The following is a 21,181-nucleotide window of genomic DNA, read 5'->3' as shown; positions in this document are numbered from 1 at the left end:
TCCCGAAAAGTGGAAACCGGTTTTCGGAAAAGATCATGCTCAAACAAAAAGATTAGCGACGAGTCTGATTCAACGCAGTTGAAACAGACTCTAGCGATTGTCCCTCCGGAGGCAACGCAGCGAAGGCGCATAGTCACGATCAAGACGTGATGCCCGGCATAAAGCCGGGCATGACGATTCAATCAAACCTCATCCCGCTCTATTCCGCCAGCATGAGATCGCAGTAGGCGAATCCCCCGCGTTCGACAATGTCGCCGCATACGATGTCGATCCGTTGCGGGAATGTTGGCGCGGCAGTAACGAACGTATGGAATTCGCCGTTTTCGCCGCACGGATCGATTCCGGCGGGAAGGTCCTCCAGCAGCCGCTGATCGAAGGTGCGGCCGGCGAACGAGCGGTCGAGCTTCGCCCGGTCGACCGAGACCAGGCGCGCTTCCAGTCCGCTTGCGATGATCTCGCGCGCGAGCGGCGAGGACGGCCGCCCCCACAACGGAAACACCGGCGCGATGCCGGTACCGGCGAGCTTTTGTTCGCGATAGGCGCGGATGTCCGCGAGGAACAGGTCGCCGAAAATGATATGCGTGATGCCGGATCGCTTCGCATCCGCCATCGCCCGCGTCATCCGCGCTTCGTAAGCATCGTTCGGGCACGGATCGGGAATCGGCACGACCAGCGGCGGCAATTCTGCCGCGACGAGTTGAGCATCCAGCACCTGCTGGCGCACCCCGTGGATGGAGACGCGTCCGAAGCGCTCGTTCACCGTGGTCAGCGCGCCGACGACATCGAACGCGCCCTCGCGGCGGATTTCATGCAGCGCGAAGGCGCTGTCTTTTCCGGACGACCATGAGATCAGCGCCTTCGGTCGCGTCATCGGGGCAGTGGAAAGCCGAAGGCGTCGTTTCCGCGCCGCGAGGGCGTGCGCCTCTGGGCTCGGGATGGCTTATGCTTCGACGCCTGTGGCTGCGTTGGCTCGTTTTTCTCCTTGCTCGCGCCGATCTTCCGCAGCGCGGCATCGGCGGCGCGCTCGCCGCTTTCCCATGCGCCGTTGACGGTGCCCCACAGCGTCTCGTGCGCGGCTTCACCTGCGAGAAACAGGTTGCCCAGCGGCTCCGTCAGGATCCTCCGCGACGGATGGCCGCCGGGTTCTGCGGCCGACATCGCTCCGAGCACATGAGGGTCGGCGTTCCAGCGGGTCGCCGCGGACTGCCTGACCGCGGCCGCCGCGTCGCTGCCGAACAGTTTCGTCAACCACTCCGTGGCGAAGGCCGTCATCGCGCCCGTTCCTTGCGCCGACAGATCGCGGCCGAAGCTGCCGGCGATATCAACCGTGCACAACGACGATCCATTCGCGTTCGCCACGAGAAGCGCGGTCTTTCCGCCGCTGCTCTGCTCGATCATGGTCTCGCCGGGTCCGAGGCCGAGCGGGTTACCGGGCAGCCATAGCGCGATGCGGTCGTAGCTGCCGAGCGACAGCCTCGCGGCCGCGTCGAGGTGGCGTTTCGGCAATTCGGGCGTGAAGCTGATGTGGCCCGCGGTCAGCACGTTGACGGACACGGTGACGATGACGGCGCGTGCGTCGATACGGCCCGCGGATGTTTCGACTCCAAGGGAGCGGCCGGTCCACGTCACCCGGCTGACAGGCGTCGACAGACTGACGGGGAGGGCCTTGCCGAGTGTCGCGAGCAGCGCGCCAACGCCTTGCCTGCAGCCGATCGCGGCGTTGCGCTCAGGCGCGCTTGCCCGATCCATCACCGAGAGATCCTTCAGATCCTTTCCGGTGGCGCTGGCGCCGAGCACGAAATCGATCGTTCCGGTCCAGATGTCGAGATCCTCGGGCAGCACCGAGGCGCAGGCGACGTCGATCTTTTTTCGCGCGGTCTCGCCGATGGCGCGCCGTGCGCGCATCAGCGCGGCGAGAAACTGCTCGGTTTCGCCGGCACGCGCGTTACGCCGCCCGATGCGGATCTTCTGGCCGAGCTGGGACGGAAACACGTCCGTGCCCGCGCTTCGCGCCAGCCGGATGATCGGGTTGGTGTCGGGTTCAAACAGCCAGCGCGCGCCGCGGTCGAATGGCGTTCCGAAAGTCATGCTATCTGTGTGACAGCGTCCGCCGATCCTGTCCGCCGCTTCGACCACGAGCACGGTGCGGTTCGCGGCCTGAACGCGCCGCGCCGCCGCGATGCCTGCGGCGCCAGCGCCGATCACAACGACGTCGGCGTCGCGCGGCAGCGGCGCGGCCCGCGCGCGTCCGATGCTCACTCCTGCCGCACAGGCGGCGGACGCCGACAGGAAATCGCGGCGTGTCATTATCATGGCCTGGCTCCGGCACTCAGGCGTGGGAGCGATCGGCATGGTGGTTCAAGGTTGCGTGCCTCCTGCTGCATGTCGAGACGCTGCATATTGAGATGCATGCTGGATGTCTCAAAGAGACGTTTGAACCCGAGCCGCCAGAGATACGCCACCACACCACGGCTGCCAGAGAATCGCGGGATTTCAGTATTTCCTGAATCCGGAAGATTGCCGGCGAACGCCGGATCCGGAATGTGGCCAGCTTGCCGCATCAACGAGCCTGCGGCAACCGTCATGGTGAATCAAGGGTGAATCCGCGATTGCAGCCATGAACCAAATTGCAACAGGTTCTGGCCATGGTAAGGAGAGAAAACCGGTCAGGCGCGAAACGCGGAGAGAGACTGTCATGGGTCTCGTACTCGATACGGTCGGAAAATGGATCGCGGCGTATCTTCAGAAGGAGATACCGGGATACAGGCCGTTTGCGCCCAGCGATCCGGAGCATCTGCGCGACCTGATACAGGAGGGCGACGTTCTCCTGGTCGAAGGCAACAGTCGCATCTCCGGCATCATCAAGTATCTGACGCAATCGACGTGGTCGCATTCCGCGCTTTATGTCGGCCCGATCGATGGCGCCAGCGAGGCTGACGGCGAGCCGCATGTGCTGATCGAGGCCAATGTCGGCGAGGGCGTCGTCTCGGCGCCGCTGTCGAAATATTTTCCCTATCACAGCCGGGTGTGCCGTCCGGTCGGCCTGTCTCACGAGGACCGCGTGACGGTGTGCCGTTATGCCATCAACCGGATCGGCTTCGGCTACGACACCAAGAACATCATCGATCTGATGCGCTACCTGGTTCCGTTGCCCTTTCCGCAGCGCTGGCGGCGGCGGATGATCGCGTTCGGCTCCGGTGATCCCACCAAGATGATCTGTTCGGCGTTGATCGCGCAAGCTTTCGGCGCGGTGCGCTATCCGGTCCTGCCGAAGATCACGCGCGCGGGCAGTCGCAGCGCGCGGCGCGAAATCCTGCACATTCGGGACTCTTCCCTCTATATGCCGCGTGATTTCGACATCTCGCCTTATTTCGAGATCGTCAAACCCACGATCGCGCGGGGCTTCGACTATCGCTCGCTGCACTGGGCCGACACCCCCAAGCCGCTCGCTGAATCCGCGCATGCAGACGATCCGTTTCAGGTCGGGGCCGGCGTTCCGTCGTTTGACCCTGCGCATGATTCGCCCGTGATGGTGGAAGAGGTGGTCGCCGACGAAAGCGTCCCGCCGCGTCCGCAATCCGAAACGGGGGACGCGGCACATGTTCGCAGTACGAGGCCGCGCTCGCCGCGCCGCGCGCCCGGCGCAAGATCAACCCATCCTGGCGCGACGTTTCGCCACGAGCGCAGTTCCCGGTGACACCATCGCGCATTGCATCGCCGGATCGGACCGCTATCATCGGTCCATCCGGCGCGGGAAGATCGTGTTGGAAACCGGGCCGCGAATGGCCTTGCGAGGCCATCCATGACCGCCGACGTTACCGCTCCCGAACTTGCCGTTTCGCAATGGTTCAACACAGCCGAGCCCATCACGCTGGCCGCGCTGCGCGGCCGCCCGGTGCTGATTCATGCCTTCCAGATGCTGTGTCCCGGCTGCGTCGCGCATGGCACGCCGCAGACCCAGCGCGCCCATGAGCTGTTCAAGGCGACCGATCTTCAGGTGATCGGCCTGCACACCGTGTTCGAACATCATGCCGCGATGACGCCGGTTTCGCTTCATGCCTTCATTCACGAATACCGGCTGACGTTTCCGATCGGCGTCGATGCCGCGGGCGACGGCACGCCGCTGCCGGTCACCATGGGCCGCTATGGAATGCAGGGCACGCCGACCAGCATCCTGATCGGCCGCAACGGCCGCATCGTCCATCAGGGCTTCGGCCAGCAGAGTGACATGGCGCTCGGCGCCATGATCGCGGCCGAACTCGCGGGCGCGCAGACCTACGCCGCTTAAAAATAGTCTCGCTTCTGATCAGTCCAGCGTCAGGAGCCTCGCGCTCTTGCCGGCGGGGGTTGCGGCGTTTATCTGAGCGCAGGGATTTTCCGGGGAACGCTCCGTCATGATCGGCGCCGCTGTCAACGCCCTTACGCAGATTCTTTCGCTGCCGATGCGCGCCATTCTGTGGCGCGTGATCGGGCTGGCGCTGGTGCTGATCGTCGTCACTGCTGTCGGACTGCAGCGGCTTTTGAGCTGGCTTGCCGGATCGGGCGAGGTCTGGGCGGAGACCATGCTGGGGCCCGCCTTCCACACGCCGCTCAATATCCTCGCCTGGATTCTTTCGATCGCCGCCGGCCTCGGCATCGTGTTCGGCGCCGTGTTCCTGATGCCCGCGATCACCTCGCTGGTGGCAGGCGTGTTCGTCGACGACGTCGCGGAGATCGTCGAGCGCGAGCATTACCCGGCCGATCGTCCGGGCGCCGCGCTGCCGATCGGTCTTGCGATGACCGAAAGCATCAAGGCGGCGCTGCTGACGCTGCTGGTCTATCTGATTGCGCTGCCGTTCGTGTTCGTGGCGGGCGCGGGCGTGATCGCGTTCTTCATCGCGACCGCGTGGCTGCTCGGCCGTGAATACTTTGAGCTTGCGGCGATGCGATTCCGCTCGCCGGCGGAAGCCAAGGCGATGCGCCGCGATAACGCCTCGACGGTTTTCATGGCCGGCCTGATCATTGCCGCGTTTGTTGCGATTCCGATCGTCAATCTGGCGACGCCGCTGTTCGGAATGGCCTTCATGGTCCACATGCACAAGCGGCTGTCGGGACCTCGGCCGGAACTGATCGCGCCGGACCGCCGCAGCCGCTAGTGGAGTGAATTTGACATTCGCGACCCACTCGGCTGCGCGTCGCGGATGCGAATGTCAAATTCAAAACTCCACTAGGAGCTTATATTTGCTAGTGGTCCTTCGATTCTAACATTCGCAAGAAAGCACGCTGAAACGGGATGCGAATGTTAGAATCGGACCACTAGAGCGGCGGCCGGTCAAATGGAATCAGCGCCGCCGCTCCAGTTAGTTGATTGAGCATCGGATTTATCCCGAAACCGGTTCCCACTTTCGGGTCCGATGCTCTAGAGCATGATCCCGAAAAGTGGAGACCGGTTTTCGGAGAAGATCATGCTCAAACAAAAAGATAAGCGACGAGTCTGATTCAACGCAGGTGAAACAGACTCTAAGCAAGGTCCGAATCACCAGGCCGGCGCGGTGTCGCGGTCCGGCCATGCTTTCTTCATATTGGGCCGCAATTGGTGTAGCTTGACCGGCCTTTGGTATCACCTGCGCGCCGGCGACGGTGCAATCGGCCGCAATCCGGGAGCTTCGCTTCCGATTGAATCGGAAGCGAAGCTCCCGGATCGTTGTTTTGACGCGTTTTCTTGACGCGAACCGATATCTGTCCTCGGGGCAAGCCCGAGGATATGCTTCGCTGGAAAACGCTATGGAGGAGAAATGTCGATGTCGATGGAATCCGACATGATCGTCGACCGCCGCAGGCTGCGCCGCAAGCTGACCTTCTGGCGCGTGGCGTCGGCCTTGATCGTGATCGGCGCGGTCATCGCGCTCGGCGCTTACGCCTCGCCTTTGGGCGGCAGGCTGACAGGCTCTTCCGCGATCCAGCGCGTCAACATCGACGGTCTGATCCGCAGCGACCAGAAGCGGGTCGATGCGCTGGAGCGGCTTGGCAAGTCGAACGCGCCCGCGGTCGTCGTCCACATCAACTCGCCGGGCGGCACCACCGCCGGATCGGAAGAGCTTTATGAGGCGTTGGCGCGCCTGAAGGCCAAGAAGCCGATGGTCGTGGTTGTGGAAGGGCTCGGCGCGTCGGGCGGATATATCGCCGCGCTTGCCTCCGATCACATCGTCGCGCAGCAAACCGCGCTGGTCGGCTCGATCGGCGTGCTGTTTCAGTATCCGAACGTCACCGAGCTTCTGAAAACGGTCGGGGTCAAGGTGGAGGCGGTGAAATCCTCGCCGCTGAAGGCGGCCCCGAGCGGATTTGAGCCAACCAGTCCGGAGGCGCGGGCCGCGATTGATGCGCTGGTGAAGGATTCCTACGCCTGGTTTCGCGGTCTGGTGCAGAACCGGCGCGGCATGGACGATGCGCAGCTCGAAAAGGTCGCCGACGGGCGCGTCTTCACCGGCCGGCAGGCGCTGGATCTCAAGTTGATCGATCAGCTCGGCGACGAAAGGGTCGCGATCGCCTGGCTCGTGGCGGAAAAGAAAGTCGCGCCCGACCTTCCGGTGCGCGATTTCAAGCTGGCGCCGCGGTTCACCGATCTGACGTTCATCCGCACCGCCGCGTCGGTGGCGTTTGATGCGCTGGGATTGAGCGGAATCGCGCGGCAGGTCGAGCAGGCCGGGATCGTGCGAGCGGCTGATCGCCTGAATCTCGACGGAATGCTGGCGCTTTGGCATCCCGCGCCGTCGAATTGAGCTCGAGCCGGTCGTAATCGGGCATTTCGCGCTGCGAAAAGCCCCGGTTGTTGCAACGCAAGCCGTCGGGGCCGATTTCTCCGGCGACCCGAATCACATTTACTGTCTTGACAGTCCTGACCGTTTTCACGGAAATGGGCATCCCACGCATGGGCCTTTGTCTCGATGATCAAATCCGAACTCGTTCAGCGTATCGCCGAACATAACCCGCACCTCTACCAGCGGGATGTGGAGAACATCGTGAACGCGATCCTCGACGAGATCGTCGCTGCTCTTGCGCGGGGCGATCGCGTCGAGTTGCGTGGCTTTGGTGCGTTTTCAGTCAAACATCGTCCTGCCCGCGCGGGCCGTAATCCGCGTACGGGAGAACACGTCCCGGTCGATCAGAAAAGTGTACCGTTTTTCAAGACCGGCAAGGAAATGCGTGAGCGGCTCAATCGCGACAATGCGACGAGCGAAGCGAACGCATAAGAACGTTCAGGGGAGCGGCCCCATCAATCGGCAAGTGAACCTGTCAGCATGAGTGCCGACTGACACTGCGTCGCGAGAGAGAGCATGCGCAAATTCCTGACCGGCCTGATCCTGATTCCGCTTGGTGTCTTTTTCATCGTGTTCGCGTTCGCCAACCGGCGTTTGGTCACGGTGACGTTCGATCCCTTCGGTGGAGACGACCCTCACACCGGCATCACGCTGCCGCTGTTTATTCTCATCATAGGGGTTGCGATTTTCGGCGTGGTGGCCGGGAGCGTCGCGACCTGGTTGGGGCAGCGCCGCTGGCGCTATGCGGCCCGTCAGTACGAGTCGGATGCAAGGGAAGCCCATGTGGAACTGGCCGATCTGCGATCCCGCTACGAGTCGCGTGAGGTGTCGCAGCTGCCGGATCTGACCCGGCGGGCCGGATAGCGGATTTATAGCGCCGGCGGGCACGTCCCCGGGGCTGACCCGTATCCTGCGATCGCCGCGATCCCGCATTCCGGCCGCAAGGGGAAGAACGTTCGGGCCGCGTTTCACGCAAGCGAGACAAGCCGCTTGCGACGTTGTAGAACCGGCCCATCGCGCTGATAGCAGCACGCCGGCATGCCATTGGCCGGGTCGCGCCGGACCATTCGGGATCATGTCACTGATCATCAAGATATGCGGCCTGTCTACCCCTTCGACGCTCGATGCGGCGTTGCAGGCCGGTGCCGATATGGTGGGATTCGTCTTCTTTCCGCCGTCGCCCCGGCATCTTGAGCTTGCGCGCGCGAAAGAGCTCGGCGCGCAGGTGCGGGGCCGGGCGGTCAAGGTCGCGCTGACCGTCGACGCCGATGATGAGATGCTCGGCGGAATCATCGAGGCCTTGCAGCCGGATCTGCTGCAACTGCACGGCAAGGAAACGGTGACGCGCATCCGCGAGATCAGGCGGCGCTTCGGCCTGCCGGTGATGAAGGCGATCGGCGTCGAGACCGCCGCCGATCTTGCGGACCTGCCGAGCCATGCCGCCGTCGCCGACCGCCTGCTGTTCGATGCGCGTCCGCCAAAGGATGCGACCCGGCCGGGCGGGCTGGGCGTACCCTTCGACTGGCGCCTTCTGGAAAATCTGTCCGTCGATATTCCATTCATGCTGTCGGGCGGCCTGGCTGTGGGCAATGTCGATGACGCGGTGCGGATCACGCGCGCCGGCGGCGTCGATGTTTCCTCAGGCGTGGAGCGCGCGCCGGGGGTGAAGGATGCCGGCATGATCCGGGATTTTATTCGCGCCGCGCGAGCGGCGGAAACCAGTTTGCGCGAAGCGACGTCGCATGTGCGGTAGTCCCGGAATATTACGGCAGCCGCCATGCCCGCGTGGAGCAGGCGCGGATAGCGTAACCTTGTCTGCGCCGCGGGCATCGATCTTTGCTGAAATTCACAGCAAGCTATAGCGTTTTCGAGCGAAGTGGAGACCGGTTCGCGTGAAGAAAACGCGTTAAATCAAGATCATAGAGCCTTGCTTCTGATTCCATCAGAAGCGAAAAGGCTCTAAGGCTCTAGTTAGTTGATTGAGCATCGGATTTATCCCGAAACCGGTTCCCACTTTCGGGTCCGATGCTCTAGACGTGGATGGCCGGAATAAATCCGGCCATGACGAAGGGTGACGATGAGTTCTCTCCCCAATTCTCTCCGGTCCGGTCCCGACGAGCGCGGGCATTTCGGCATGTTCGGCGGCCGCTTCGTGGCGGAAACGCTGATGCCTTTGATCCTCGATCTTGAAAAGGCCTATGCCGACGCCAAAAGCGACGCCGCGTTCCAGCGCGACATGGCGCGCTACCGCAAGGACTATATCGGCCGGCCGTCGCCTCTGTATTTCGCCGAGCGCCTGACCGAACACCTTCGCGAGATTTCCGCGGCTTCGGGCGGCGCCGGCGGCGCGAAGGTCTACCTGAAGCGCGAGGAGCTCAACCACACCGGTTCGCACAAGGTCAACAATGTGCTCGGCCAGATTCTGGTGGCGCGGCGCATGGGCAAGAAGCGCATCATCGCCGAGACCGGCGCAGGCCAGCATGGCGTCGCCACCGCGACGCTGTGCGCGCGCTTCGGCCTGGACTGCGTGGTCTATATGGGCGCGGTGGATGTGGCGCGGCAGGAGCCGAACGTCATCCGCATGGAAATGCTGGGAGCGAAAGTGGTGCCGGTGCAGTCCGGCACCCGCACGCTGAAGGATGCCATGAACGAGGCGCTGCGCGACTGGGTGACCAACGTGCACGACACCTTCTATTGCATCGGCACGGTGGCGGGGCCGCATCCCTATCCGATGATGGTGCGCGACTTCCAGTCGATCATCGGCGAGGAAACACGATGGCAGATGCAGGAGGCGGAAGGCCGGTTGCCGGATTCGCTGATCGCCTGCATCGGCGGCGGCTCCAACGCGATGGGATTGTTTCATCCCTTCCTCGATGAAACCTCGGTGGAGATTTTCGGCGTCGAGGCGGCGGGACACGGTCTAGACAAGCAGCACGCGGCCTCGCTCACCGGCGGGCGGCCCGGCGTGCTGCACGGCAATCGCACCTATCTGCTGATGAATGACGACGGCCAGATCGAGGACGCGCATTCGATTTCCGCGGGCCTGGACTATCCCGGCATCGGTCCGGAGCATTCATGGCTGCACGAGACCGGCCGCGTCACCTATCTTTCCGCGACCGACGAGGAAGCGCTTGGCGCGTTTCAACTGCTGTCGCGGCTGGAAGGCATCATCCCGGCGCTGGAATCGGCGCATGCGATCGCGCGCGTCATCGAACTCGCGCCTGGGCGGCCGAAGGATCACCTGATGGTGGTCAACCTCTCGGGCCGCGGTGACAAGGACGTGCCGCAGGTCGGCGACATTCTGCGAAAGCGTAAAAAATGACAGAGTGGGATCAAGTCGGAAAATGGGCTTTTCCATTCCTATTGCTCGTGTTTGCATTCGTTTGTGTTCTAGTAATCGCAAAATGCGAAAATAAATGGCTTCACATTCAAAAGGCATTTGGACCGATCATAATCAGTGCGACGGTCATCGCTACTGTTGCTTTTCTCGGCTTGTATGAAGTCCTGCCCAAGGATGCGATCGTCGCAGTCCTCAGTACAACAATTGGCTATAGCCTCGGCGCTCTAAGCACTAATAAAGACAAGGGTGCCGAATAGATGACAACCCGTATCGACACGCGCTTTGCCGAGCTGCGCAAGCAGGGACGCTCGGCCTTCGTCACTTTTCTGATGGCCGGCGATCCGGACCCCGCGACCTCGCTCGCCATCATCAGGGCGCTGCCGAAGGCCGGCGCCGACATCATCGAAATCGGAATGCCTTTCACCGATCCGATGGCGGATGGTCCGGCGGTCCAGGCGGCCGGGCGGCGCGCGCTCGATGCGGGCATGACCCTGACCGGTACGCTGCGGATGATCGGCGAGTTTCGCAAAGACGACGATTCGACGCCGGTCGTGCTGATGGGCTATTACAATCCGGTCTACATCTACGGCGTCGGGAAATTTCTTGACGATGCCAGGGCGGCCGGCGTCGATGGCCTGATCGTCGTCGACCTGCCGCCGGAGGAAGACTCCGAGTTGTGCATCCCGGCGATGAAAGCCGGATTGAATTTCATTCGCCTGGCGACGCCGACGACGGATGACAAGCGGCTCCCGGCGGTGCTCGCGAATACGTCCGGTTTTGTATATTACGTCTCGATCACCGGGATCACCGGCAGCGCGGCGGCGGATTCGGCGGCGGTCGGCGAGGCGGTCGGGCGCATCAAGCGCCATACGAGCCTGCCGGTCTGCGTCGGCTTCGGCATCCGCACTCCGGATGCGGCGCGCGGCATTGCCGAGCGCTCGGACGGCGCGGTGGTCGGCTCGGCGCTGGTCGATGCGCTCAGCGGCAGCCTCGACGCCGACGGCAAGGCGACGTCCGAAACCGTCCAGGCGGTCGCCTCTCTGGCGGCGGAGCTGGCCGAGGGCGTGCGGTCGGCCGGCCAGGCCGGAAACGGGGAGGCCGCGAAATAGGCTTTCTTCCCTCTCCCCTTGTGGGAGGGGGTGCCGAACCGCATCTATGCGGCGAGGCGGGTGAGGGGTCTTTGTGCTGACCCCTGTCGCCTTAAAAACCTCTCACCCGGCTTGCACCGTGCTTCGCCCGGCGCTCGCCATCCTCTCAGGCTAGGGGAGAGGGTTTGATCGTCGGTCCGGTTATGGAGCGTGTTCGATGAACTGGTTGACCAATGTCGTCCGGCCGAAAATCCGCAATATCCTCAAGCGGGAAACGCCGGATAATCTCTGGATCAAGTGCCCCGACACCGGGCAGCTCGTGTTCTACAAGGACGTCGAGAGCAACCAGTTCGTCATCCCAGGCTCGAACTACCACATGCGCATGAGCGCCGATGCGCGGCTGAAATCGATCTTCGACAACGAGACATGGTATGATGTGGCGTTGCCGGAGGTGACGGCCGATCCGCTGAAATTCCGTGACGAGCGCAAGTATGTCGACCGCATCAGGGACGCGCGCGCCAAAACCGGGCTCCATGATTCCGTGAAGGTCGGGTTCGGCAAGCTGGAAGGCTCCGCCGTCGTGGTTGCGGTGCAGGATTTCGATTTCATGGGCGGCTCGCTCGGCATGGCGGCGGGCGAGGCGATCGTGCGGGGGCTCGAACTCGCGGTCGAGAAACGATGCCCCTTCATCGTGTTCGCGGCGTCGGGCGGCGCGCGGATGCAGGAAGGCGTGCTGTCGCTGATGCAGCTGCCCCGCACCACCGTGGCGGTGCAGATGCTGCGCGAGGCCAGGCAGCCCTATATCGTGGTGCTGACGAATCCGACCACCGGCGGCGTTACGGCCTCCTATGCGATGCTCGGGGACGTTCAGATCGCAGAGCCCGGCGCGCTGATCGGCTTCGCGGGAGCCCGCGTCATCGAGCAGACAATCCGCGAGAAACTGCCGGACGGTTTTCAGCGGGCCGAGTATTTGCGCGATCACGGCATGATCGACATGGTGGTGCATCGCCACGAATTGCGGCCGACGCTGGCGCGGGTGTGCCGGCTGCTGACCAGGGCGCCGGAAATGATCGAGGCGGAGCCGGAACCGCCTGTTTCCGTTCCGCCGGATGAGCCGGACGAGCCCGCCGCCGCTCAGGAAGCTCCACCGGCGGCGCCTGCCGCGCCTCCGGCGTGAGCGCTGTTTCGCCCCGGCAAAGCCCGCTCGACGAGGTTGTCGAGCGGATATCGAAGCTGCATCCGAAAAGGATCGACCTTACGCTCGGCCGGATGTGGCGCATCCTCGAGCGGCTTGATCATCCCGAGCGCAGGCTGCCGCCGGTCATTCATGTCGCCGGCACCAACGGCAAGGGCTCCACCGTTGCCTATCTGCGCGCGATTCTCGAGGCCGCCGGTTTGCGCGTGCATGTCTTTATCTCGCCCTATCTGGTGAGAATCAACGAATGCATGCGGCTGGCCGGAACGCTCGTTGCCGACGACGCCCTGCGCGCCGCGCTGCTTGACTGCGAGCGCGCCAATGGCGGCGAGCCGCTGACCCTTTTCGAAATAAAGACCGCGGCGGCCTTGCTGCTGTTCGCGCGAAATCCCGCCGACGTGCTGCTGCTCGAGGTCGGCCTCGGCGGCCGGCTCGACAGCACCAACGTGGTTGAGACGCCGCTGGCGAGCGTCATCACGCCCGTCGGCATCGATCATGTCGAATTTCTGGGCGGCTCGCTGGCGCAGATCGCCGGCGAGAAAGCCGGCATCATCAAGCCCGGCGTGCCTGTCATCTGCGCGGAGCAGTTGCCCGAAGCGCAGGCTGTGATCGAGCAGCGGGCGAAGCGGATGCGCAGTCCGCTGCACGCGGCTGGCCAGCACTGGCATGTCCACGCTGAACACGGACGATTGGTCTATCAGGACGACAGCGGTCTGCTCGACCTCGCCGCGCCCCGGCTGTTCGGCCGGCATCAGTTCGACAATGCGGGCCTCGCGATCGCGACGCTGCGGGCGCAGGATCGCTTCCCCATCGAGGCGGCGGCGTTCGAGCGCGGCGTGACCGGCGCGGAATGGCCGGCGCGAATGCAGCGGCTGACATCGGGCCGGATCGTGGATCAGGCGCCGCGTGAGGCCGAACTCTGGCTCGACGGCGGGCACAATGCCGATGGCGGGCGGGTCGCGGCGGCGGCGCTCGGCGATCTGGAGGAGCGGGTGTCACGGCCGCTGGTGGTGATAACAGGCATGATGGGCAACAAGAACGCGCAAGGCTTTCTCGCCAACTTCGCCGGCCTGACGCGACATGTCATTGCCGTGCCGATCCCCGGCATGGAGAACGCGATGCCGCCGGAGGTGCTGGCCGAAGCGGTGCGCGCGCTCGACATGCGCGCCGAAACCGCTGTGAGCGTCGCCGCCGCGCTGCGATCGGTCGCGCGTCTCGCCTACGAAATTCCGCCGCGCATTCTGATCACGGGATCGCTATATCTGGCGGGCCACGTGCTGGCGGAGAACGGCACGCCGCCGAGTTAGTTCTTTTCCCTCTCCCGCAAGGGAAGAAGGAAAGACACGACATCTGCCGACCCAAACAAAACGGCCGGCGAACGGACGCCGGCCGCTTGAAACTCAATGCGGAAGGATCAGACCGTGGCGGTGATCCACTGCTCCAGTTTCTGCTTCGGCGCCGCGCCGACCTGACGTGAGGCCAGCTCGCCGTTCTTGAAGATCATCAGCGTGGGGATCGACATCACGCCGTATTTCGAGGCCGTCCTCGGGCTCTCGTCGACGTTCAGCTTCACGATCTTGACCTTGCTGCCCATGGCGCTGGAAATTTCGTCCAGCACCGGGCCGATCATGCGGCAGGGGCCGCACCACTCCGCCCAGAAATCAACCACGACCGGGCCAGTCGCCTTGAGCACTTCCGCTTCGAAATTGGCGTCCGAAACCTTGCCAACAGCCATGGAATACCTCGTTGTATCGATGAGATGCGCTACGAAAGAATGCGCTTGAAACTGCGAATGTAGTTAGGAAGACGATCTTCCCGGGTCAAGGTTTCTCACACGTCAAGGTTCTTACATCGTGATGATGGCTTCCAGGGCGGCATCCATCGCCGAGACGGAAACCTCAATCATTTCAGGCGTCTCGGTCCAGAGCAGCGCCGCCTTGACAGGCAGTTCCGGGTACAGGCTAGCGAGCACCGCGCGATAGAGCGCGAGCTGGCGGATATAGGGGGGCGGAACGCCGGCCAGGTTCGCGGGCGCGAGGCTGGTCTTGTAGTCGACAACCAGAATCCCGGTGGGGGTGATCACGAGCCGGTCGATCTGGCCCGAGACCAGCAGGGGATCGCCCCGCCGCGTCGTCAGCCGCCCGGCGATCGCCACCTCGGCCCGGCTGCCATCCGCGAAAATGGCGGCGAACCTCGCATCATCGAGCAGCGCCACGACCTGCGCCGCCAGCAGGTCGCGCTCGGCCTCGCCCCAGCCGCTCGCGTTGCGCGCAAGATAGGACAGCGCGGTCTCCCGGCGGCGATCCTGTGGCACCTCGGGCAGGGACTGCAGCAGGCGATGCGCCAGCGTGCCGCGAAGCCGCGCCCGGTGGCGCTGATCCCGGGCGACGCCGGCCCGCAAGCGATGATGCGCGGCCTCGTCGGCATCCGACGGCTGTAGCGATCGGCTCGCGGGCGCTTCCGGCGCGGCCGTAAGATGCAGCCAGGGCGGCAGCGCGATCGGGGTAGCGCCGGGGGACGCCGTCGGCACCGGGCTTGCGGCATCCGGTTCGGCTTCCTCTAGAGCGGGATGAGGAAAAGTGTGCAGCGGTTTTCCGCCCGCATCCCGCTCTAAAATATTGGAATCGATCACGTTCATGATCCTGGATCGATTCGATCCAGGATCATCGTGATCTGGCCGGGTGAAACGCCTGACCTTCCCGGTCTCGGTTTCGAACGCCTGCATCGCAAGGCCGGAATTGCCCAGGCCTTTCTCGATCAGGTCGTACCAGGACAATTCCCGCACCTTGTTGACATTGCCCGGCTTGCAGCCGCCGACGATCAGGCGGTCGGCCGCGCGGGTCATCGCGACGTAAAGCAGGCGGCGATATTCGTGCTCGGTTTCCGCGGTCATGGCCGCGCGCGCCTGTGCCACGCAAGGCGGATCTTCAGCTTTACTCCCGGCCCAGATCGTCACGCCGGCATGGCCTGCGGGCGCATTGCCGCGCGCCATGCGGATCAGGCTGAGACGCTCGGTGTCGGCCGGCGATGTCGAGGTGTCGGCGAGAAACACCACCGAGGCCTCCAGCCCCTTCGCGCCGTGCACGGTCATCACGCGGACCTCGTCGCGCGAGATTTCCATGTCGCGCTTCACCTCGGTATCGGCGGCGCGCAGCCACGCCATGAAGCCTTGCAGCGACGCGGGGGCCTTGCGCTCATAGGCCAGCGCCAGTTCAAGGAACTCGTCGAGCGCATCATTGGCTTCATGGCCGAGCCGGCGCAGGATTCGCCGCCGCCCGCCTTCCTCGCCGAGAAGCCACGCAAAGAACGCGAACGGCGTGTCGCGCGCGGCTCGGCTTTCGCACCGCTTCAGGCGTTCGAAGGCGTCGCGGAATTTGTCGCTGGCTGTCGCGTGCCCGGCGAGCGCGTCGCGCAGCGAGCCCTTGCGCTGCCACGCCAGCTTGAACAGGTCGTCGTCGTCGAGGCCGAACAGCGGGCTTTTCAGCGCCACCGCCAGCGCCAGATCGTCACGCGGCAGCAGCAGCGCATCCGTAAGGTTCATCAGGTCGATGATCGCGATGTGCTCGGTGAGTTTAAGACGATCCGCGCCGGCCACCGGAATGCCGGACTGCTTCAGCGCCTGGATGACGGCGTTGAACGCGCTGCCGCGCCGCCGCACCAGCACCAGGATATCGCCGTGGCCGAGCGGGCGACGGTTGCCCAGATGCCCGGTCATGGCGCCTTGCGCGATCAGCGTCCTGATTTCGTTGCGGATGCGTCGCGCCAGCTTGACCTCGGGGCTGGTCGCGGTGACCGCATCGAATGGCGCGCGCCAGCCCTCGATCTCCTCGCGCGGGTCCCGCTCTTCCAGATTCCAGAGATCGACGATGCCGGGTGCTGCGTCCGCCAGCGATTCGTGCACGGGGTGAGCGCCGACCGCGTGGATGCTGGCATAGATCCCGGGATCGCGGAACACATGGTCGACCGATTCAAGGATCGCTTTGCCGGACCGGAACGAGTAGATGAAATCCTCCTTGCGGAACGGCAGTTTTGCATCGGTGAACTTCATCTCCAGCTTGCGCCGCCGCTCGTCGAATTCGCGCGGCGCCGCGCCCTGGAACGAGAAGATCGACTGCTTCTCGTCGCCGACCGCGAACACGGTCCGGCGCACGCCCTCGCGCGCGCCTTCGCCGGCGGTGAAGTCCGCGATGATGCGCTCGACGATGTCCCATTGTTTCGGGCTGGTATCCTGCGCCTCGTCGATCAGCACGTGATCGACGCCGCGATCGAGCTTGTAGTGGACCCAGCCGGGCGAGGTCTGCTCCAGCATCCGAAGCGTCTTGTCGATCAGGTCGTCATAGTCGAGCAGGCCGCGCTCGTGCTTCTCGCGCCCGTAATGGGCGGCGACCGCGGCGGCGATGACGAGCAGGGATTGCGTGCGGTCGCGGATGTTGATCGCGCGGCGGCGTGCGAGCAGCGCGATCACGCGCTGGCATTCATCGGCAAGCATTTCAGCGATGTCGGGCCTGACATCGCTTATCTTCTTCGTGACAAAGGATTTGCGTGGGCTGCCGCCTCCTGTCAGGAAGACGTCGAGATAGCGATCGGCCTGCGCGGTGTCGCCCGCTTCCGCATGGGCGTCACGCAGCCGTTCGGACTGTTTGATGTCATTCGAACTGCCTGTTGCGATCAGCGCCGCCGTATCGAGCCACTTGCTTCGCGGCAGGTTCGGCCCGTCGATCATCTCACGCTCGACGTCCTCGACGCGCTCGTCCGGATCGACGCCGAGCGCATCGGCGACATCCCGGACCGCTTGCCCGGTGCCGCGATCCCCGGTCCACGCCACGGCGTGATCGCGGCGAAGGCAGGCCTGACTGATGACATCGCGCAGCGTCGTGTCGGCCTCCGCGCCCATGGCGTATCGCAGCGCGCGGCCGGCCGGACTGTCCGGATTCTCCGCGGCGTCGAGCATGACATGGATGCTCGCGCGCTCCATCATCTCGGTCTGGTCGCGCTCGTCGAGCACGGTGAAGCGCGCCGGCACCTCGGCCTCGAACGGAAACTGCTGCAGCAGCCGCGTGCAGAGCGCGTGGATGGTCTGCACCTTCAATCCGCCCGGTGTTTCCAGCGCGGAAGCGAACAGCTTGCGCGCCTGTTCGCGCCACCTCGCGTCCGGCTGCGCGATGCCGGCATCGCGCAGCGCCGCGTCCAGCGCCTCATCCTCGAGTGTCACCCAGCGCCCGAGCGTCGAGAACACCCGCTCCGCCATGTTCGCGGCGGCGGCCTTGGTGAAGGTGATGCAGAGGATGCGTGCGGGGTCGACGTTATTGAGCAACAGACGAATCACGCGCTGCACCAGAACGTGCGTCTTGCCCGATCCCGCATTGGCTGACACGAACACCGATGCGGCCGGATCGGACGCGCGCTGCTGGCGCGCGCTGGCGTCGGGATGAACGGGGCGGGGCGCTTTCACGATTGCTCCGACCCCGGCCCGCCGGCCGCCGACCATTCCTTGATCCGTGCGAGATCATCATAGACCCCGTAGCGGGTCTTCCACATCGGCAGGTCGAGCGATGCGTAGCCCTGCTGCTCGTCGTCGAAAGCGCGGATCAGCGCGGTGAGTTCCTCAAGAGCGCGATCGGCCGCCTCGTCCGGGGACTGGGTTGCGGTTCTGCCGCTATCGAGATCGACCGGCCTCGATTCGCCGGCAGGGTTGTTGCCGCTGAGCCGGACATAGACCAGCTCGCTGACCGATGCGCCGGGAGAAATGCCCGCGAAGCCGCCGTTGCGCAGAATCGCGGACTCCAGCGTGAGCTGCGGCGAGAGGCCGAGCCGCACCTGTTTGCTGCTCGGAGGACTGCCGGTCTTGTAGTCGAGCACGGCAAAGCGGCCGCCGCCGAGATGTTCGATACGGTCGGCGCGCGCCGACAGAGTGAAGTTGCGGTCGCCGTCGATCGGGATCTCGATTCCGCCGCTGACCTCCGCGTCGATCCTGACCAGATGCGCCCGGCGCGTCTGCTCCCATTCCGCGAACCATGCTGCGATGCGCTGGAAGCGTGGCCACCACAGCGCGCGCGCTTCCGGCCGCTGCATCAGCGGCGCGAAACGGCTTTCGCCGATGGCGCGCAGCGCGCCTTCCGGATCGTCGGGCAGGCTTGCCGGATAAAGCTTGGTGAAATCACCGAGCGCGTCGTGAATAGCCGAGCCGCGGTCCGCCGCCGACAAGGGCATATCGACGGCCTCCAGCGGCAGGAGCTTCAGAATGTGTCTGGCGTAGATGGTGTAGGGGTCGCGCAGCCAGTCCTCGATCGCGGTCACGGACAGCCGCGTCGGCCGCGCCGCGCGCGGCGGCTTCGGCGCGGGCTGCGCGATGGGCGTGACCTCGTCGGGCCGGTCGAGCGCTTCGGCATACTGAATGTATCGCGCGCCTGCCTTCATCGCAGCCGTCCAGCGTGTCGCGCCCGCGACGGCTTCGAGCCGGTGCAGGAAGCGGGACGCCACCGCGGGCGACCCCCCGGCCTTGGCGGCATGGCTGAGGATGACGTCGCCCGCGCCGAGCAGTTGGGTGAAATCGTGCGCGGACAATCCGATGCGCCGTTCCGGAAGATCGAGCCCGAGTTCGTGCCGCATCGGCCGGCTGAGCCAGGGATCGGCCGGCGGCGCGGGCGGCCAGACGCCTTCAGTGAGCCCGCCGAGGATGACGCGGTCGCATTGGGTGAGCCGCGCTTCGAGCGGTCCGTAGATGCGCAGGCTTGCCGTCGTCGTCTGCGGGCGGCGCACGACGCGGTCGCCGAACGCCGCCTCGAAGGTGTCCGGATAGTCCGCGATCCTGACCGTCAGGCCGCTGCGCTCGCCCGCCTCGCGCAGATCGTCGAACGCGCTGGCGAGTGCAGAACCATGCTGGCCGTCGAATGCGGCGGCGACGCCTTCGTCGTCACAGGACAACGCGTCGATAGCCTGGCGATGCTGCATGGCGAGGACGGTGAAGTCCGCCGATCTCGATGCGCCATCGCCTTCGAGCGGCGCGAGCGCGTCACGCAGGGCCGCGATCAAAGCGCTGACATCATCGAGGTGATGCGGCTTCAGCGCCGCGCGAGGCTCGCTGCGATGCAGCGAAGAACTTTCGCCGCGATCCAGCTTGTCGCGCTCGCCGCAAAAGCGCGCGAATTCGTCCGCGAGGCCCTTGCTGCCGGGCGGCGGCCGGGTGCCGCGCAGGACCGCGAGCTCCAGCGTCGCGATCGCTCGCGACCAGCCGCCGGCCACGCGTCCCAGCCGGCACAGCGGGTGCTTCAGCAAAGCCAGCAGGGTCGGGGGCTCCAGACCGTTGCACGCCGTCTCGGCCGCCAGCCGTGCGAAAATCCCCGCCAGCGTGTCCATCAGCGGATCGCCCCCCGAATCGTCGAAGGCGAGATTCCAGCGGCCGAGCGCCGCCATCACCCGCCGCGCCAGCGCGCGGTCGAACGTCACCAGCGCGGCGGTCCTGTTCAGGTCGCGCGCCTCGCGCATGGCGACGGCGATGCCGAGCGCCTCCATTTCCGGATTGGCGGCGGCGATCACGGCGAGGTTCTGCATCCCGGCCGCGATCTTCTCCGCGACCTCGGGCTCGGCGAGCCGGGTGTGCCATTGCGCGGTCGCCTCCGCCGGCCGCATTGCTTCAGACGCCAGCATCTCGCGCCCGTGCGGCGCGGGTGCGCCGAGTGCTTTCACCTCGGATCGTGTGATCTCGAAGCGCTTGAGCAGGCCGTGCAGCGCGAATTGCGGATGACCGGCGGCGGGCGGCGTGATGAACGCGCCGTTCGTTCTATCCCTGACGCCGCCGATCAGTTGCCACGCATCCTCGTCGAGGCCGGTGTCGAGTCCCGGCAGCACGACCGCGCCTTGCGGCAGCGCGGCGATGACATGCAGCAGTTTCGCGGTCGATGGCATCGAGCCGGTGGAGCCCGCCGCGATCACCGGTCCCGCATGATGGTTGACGAGACGCGCGGCCTCGGCCTCGATCAGGCGATCGCGCCGCATCGCGGGTTCGATCCGGCCGGTTTCCTGAAGGTGAGCCGGCCAGTACTCCCGCGCGATCTTCAGGAAATCGAGCGTGAGCTGCCAGTAGCGGTCGAGCGCTTCGGGCACCAGCCGGTCGAGCGCCCGCCAGTCCACGCCGCGCGTCGCCATGTCGTCCATCAGTCGCGCGAGGTCGTCCGCAAGCGCCAGCGTCGAGGCCGGGCCGCCGAGAACCAGCGGCGCCCGTTCCGGCTCACCCGGCTTCAGCCGGCGCGCCCATGCGTCGATAAGCTGCGCCAGCGCGAGACGGCGCGCGAGGCCGCCGAGCGCCGGCGGCAGTTCGAGCGTTTCCCGCGACAGCGGAACGGCTTGGGCGAAGGCCAGTTCGTCTTCGTCGATGTCGCCGAGCGTGACGATGCGCGGCAGGATCACGGCGTCGGTATCGAGCACTTCGAGAAAGATATCGCGCGCCATGCGGCCGGCGCGCCGGGTGGGCAGGTAGAGCGTGGCTTCGGCAAGCCGCTCGGGCCGCGCGCGCGGGCGGAATCCCTCGATCAGCTCGCCATCGACCAGGGCGGTGATGACGGTGCGCAGAAATGGTATTGATGCGGGGACGTTGCGGACGCGCATGAAAGATCCTGATTCGAGATCAGGCATATCATGACACGGGGAGGATATAGCGTTTCCTTCAAATCGTGCGAAAAGGATGCACCATCAAAGCTCGGGACTAAGCACCTGGACGCGTTTTCTTCACGCGAGCCGGTTTCCGCTTTTCGGGATCATGCTC

At 64.9% G+C, this 21,181-nt stretch carries 18 protein-coding genes; 12 read left to right on the top strand and 6 right to left on the bottom strand.

The genetic code is table 11. The features are described 5' to 3' along the window. Nucleotides 1-199: 199 nt before the first annotated feature. Genes ACMYR2_RS00250 through ACMYR2_RS00240 form a run of 3 tightly spaced genes read right to left on the bottom strand, consistent with a single transcriptional unit; the run spans nucleotide 200 to nucleotide 2,585 of the window. A complete protein-coding gene (locus ACMYR2_RS00250; protein ID WP_347264068.1) occupies nucleotides 200-871 on the bottom strand; it encodes an ATP-binding protein in 672 nt (223 codons plus the stop codon). Continuing rightward, nucleotides 868-2,313, bottom strand: a complete 1,446-nt coding sequence (locus ACMYR2_RS00245) for an NAD(P)/FAD-dependent oxidoreductase (protein ID WP_347264069.1) — start codon at nucleotides 2,311-2,313, stop codon at nucleotides 868-870. Before ACMYR2_RS00245 ends, ACMYR2_RS00250 begins: the two co-directional genes overlap by 4 nt. Next, nucleotides 2,310-2,585, bottom strand: a complete 276-nt coding sequence (locus tag ACMYR2_RS00240) for a hypothetical protein (protein WP_347264070.1) — start codon at nucleotides 2,583-2,585, stop codon at nucleotides 2,310-2,312. Before ACMYR2_RS00240 ends, ACMYR2_RS00245 begins: the two co-directional genes overlap by 4 nt. 110 nt (nucleotides 2,586-2,695) lie before the next feature. On the opposite strand from ACMYR2_RS00240, the gene ACMYR2_RS00235 reads away from it, so the two are divergent. From ACMYR2_RS00235 to ACMYR2_RS00180, 12 genes are all read left to right on the top strand, one after another. After that, nucleotides 2,696-3,697, top strand: coding sequence for a lipo-like protein (locus ACMYR2_RS00235; protein WP_347264071.1), 1,002 nt, complete (start codon nucleotides 2,696-2,698; stop codon nucleotides 3,695-3,697). A gap of 105 nt (nucleotides 3,698-3,802) precedes the next feature. Then, nucleotides 3,803-4,288 carry a TlpA disulfide reductase family protein gene (locus ACMYR2_RS00230; protein ID WP_347264072.1) on the top strand — a complete coding sequence of 162 codons (486 nt, stop codon included), beginning with the start codon at nucleotides 3,803-3,805 and terminating at the stop codon, nucleotides 4,286-4,288. Nucleotides 4,289-4,394: 106 nt separating this feature from the next. Then, nucleotides 4,395-5,135, top strand: a complete 741-nt coding sequence (locus ACMYR2_RS00225; RefSeq protein WP_347264073.1) for a sulfate transporter family protein — start codon at nucleotides 4,395-4,397, stop codon at nucleotides 5,133-5,135. 645 nt (nucleotides 5,136-5,780) lie between these two features. Further along, nucleotides 5,781-6,758, top strand: coding sequence for a signal peptide peptidase SppA (gene sppA / locus ACMYR2_RS00220; RefSeq protein ID WP_347264074.1), 978 nt, complete (start codon nucleotides 5,781-5,783; stop codon nucleotides 6,756-6,758). Between the two features lie 165 nt (nucleotides 6,759-6,923). After that, a complete protein-coding gene (locus tag ACMYR2_RS00215) occupies nucleotides 6,924-7,229 on the top strand; it encodes an integration host factor subunit beta (protein WP_011313397.1) in 306 nt (101 codons plus the stop codon). Nucleotides 7,230-7,313: 84 nt separating this feature from the next. Next, nucleotides 7,314-7,661 carry a LapA family protein gene (locus tag ACMYR2_RS00210; protein ID WP_347264075.1) on the top strand — a complete coding sequence of 116 codons (348 nt, stop codon included), beginning with the start codon at nucleotides 7,314-7,316 and terminating at the stop codon, nucleotides 7,659-7,661. A 211-nt stretch (nucleotides 7,662-7,872) separates the two neighbouring features. Continuing rightward, entirely contained in the window at nucleotides 7,873-8,550 is a 678-nt protein-coding gene (locus ACMYR2_RS00205; RefSeq protein ID WP_347264076.1) for a phosphoribosylanthranilate isomerase, read from the top strand. A 324-nt stretch (nucleotides 8,551-8,874) separates the two neighbouring features. Next, complete coding sequence (trpB, locus tag ACMYR2_RS00200) at nucleotides 8,875-10,119, top strand: tryptophan synthase subunit beta (protein WP_347264059.1); 1,245 nt, start codon at nucleotides 8,875-8,877, stop codon at nucleotides 10,117-10,119. Further along, a complete protein-coding gene (locus ACMYR2_RS00195; protein ID WP_347264058.1) occupies nucleotides 10,116-10,394 on the top strand; it encodes a hypothetical protein in 279 nt (92 codons plus the stop codon). The genes trpB and ACMYR2_RS00195 overlap by 4 nt, the downstream gene beginning before the upstream one ends. Beyond that, a complete protein-coding gene (gene trpA / locus ACMYR2_RS00190) occupies nucleotides 10,395-11,246 on the top strand; it encodes a tryptophan synthase subunit alpha (RefSeq protein ID WP_347264057.1) in 852 nt (283 codons plus the stop codon). A 196-nt stretch (nucleotides 11,247-11,442) separates the two neighbouring features. Beyond that, entirely contained in the window at nucleotides 11,443-12,402 is a 960-nt protein-coding gene (accD, locus tag ACMYR2_RS00185) for an acetyl-CoA carboxylase, carboxyltransferase subunit beta (RefSeq protein ID WP_347264056.1), read from the top strand. After that, nucleotides 12,399-13,727: a folylpolyglutamate synthase/dihydrofolate synthase family protein gene (locus ACMYR2_RS00180; protein ID WP_347264055.1), complete on the top strand. Its 1,329-nt coding sequence runs from the start codon at nucleotides 12,399-12,401 to the stop codon at nucleotides 13,725-13,727. Before accD ends, ACMYR2_RS00180 begins: the two co-directional genes overlap by 4 nt. 107 nt (nucleotides 13,728-13,834) lie before the next feature. Here the strand turns inward: ACMYR2_RS00180 and trxA are convergent, their stop codons facing one another. From trxA to addB, 3 genes are all read right to left on the bottom strand, one after another. Then, nucleotides 13,835-14,155, bottom strand: a complete 321-nt coding sequence (gene trxA / locus ACMYR2_RS00175; RefSeq protein ID WP_347264054.1) for a thioredoxin — start codon at nucleotides 14,153-14,155, stop codon at nucleotides 13,835-13,837. Between the two features lie 111 nt (nucleotides 14,156-14,266). Beyond that, on the bottom strand, nucleotides 14,267-17,908 hold the full coding sequence (gene addA, locus ACMYR2_RS00170) for a double-strand break repair helicase AddA (RefSeq protein WP_347264052.1): 3,642 nt from the start codon (nucleotides 17,906-17,908) through the stop codon (nucleotides 14,267-14,269). Next, entirely contained in the window at nucleotides 17,869-21,024 is a 3,156-nt protein-coding gene (gene addB, locus ACMYR2_RS00165) for a double-strand break repair protein AddB (protein WP_416193463.1), read from the bottom strand. The genes addA and addB overlap by 40 nt, the downstream gene beginning before the upstream one ends. Nucleotides 21,025-21,181: the final 157 nt, after the last annotated feature.

This window comes from Nitrobacter sp. TKz-YC01 (genome assembly GCF_047824785.1).
GTDB lineage: Bacteria > Pseudomonadota > Alphaproteobacteria > Rhizobiales > Xanthobacteraceae > Nitrobacter.
This window is presented reverse-complemented; position numbering and strand designations above follow the sequence as displayed.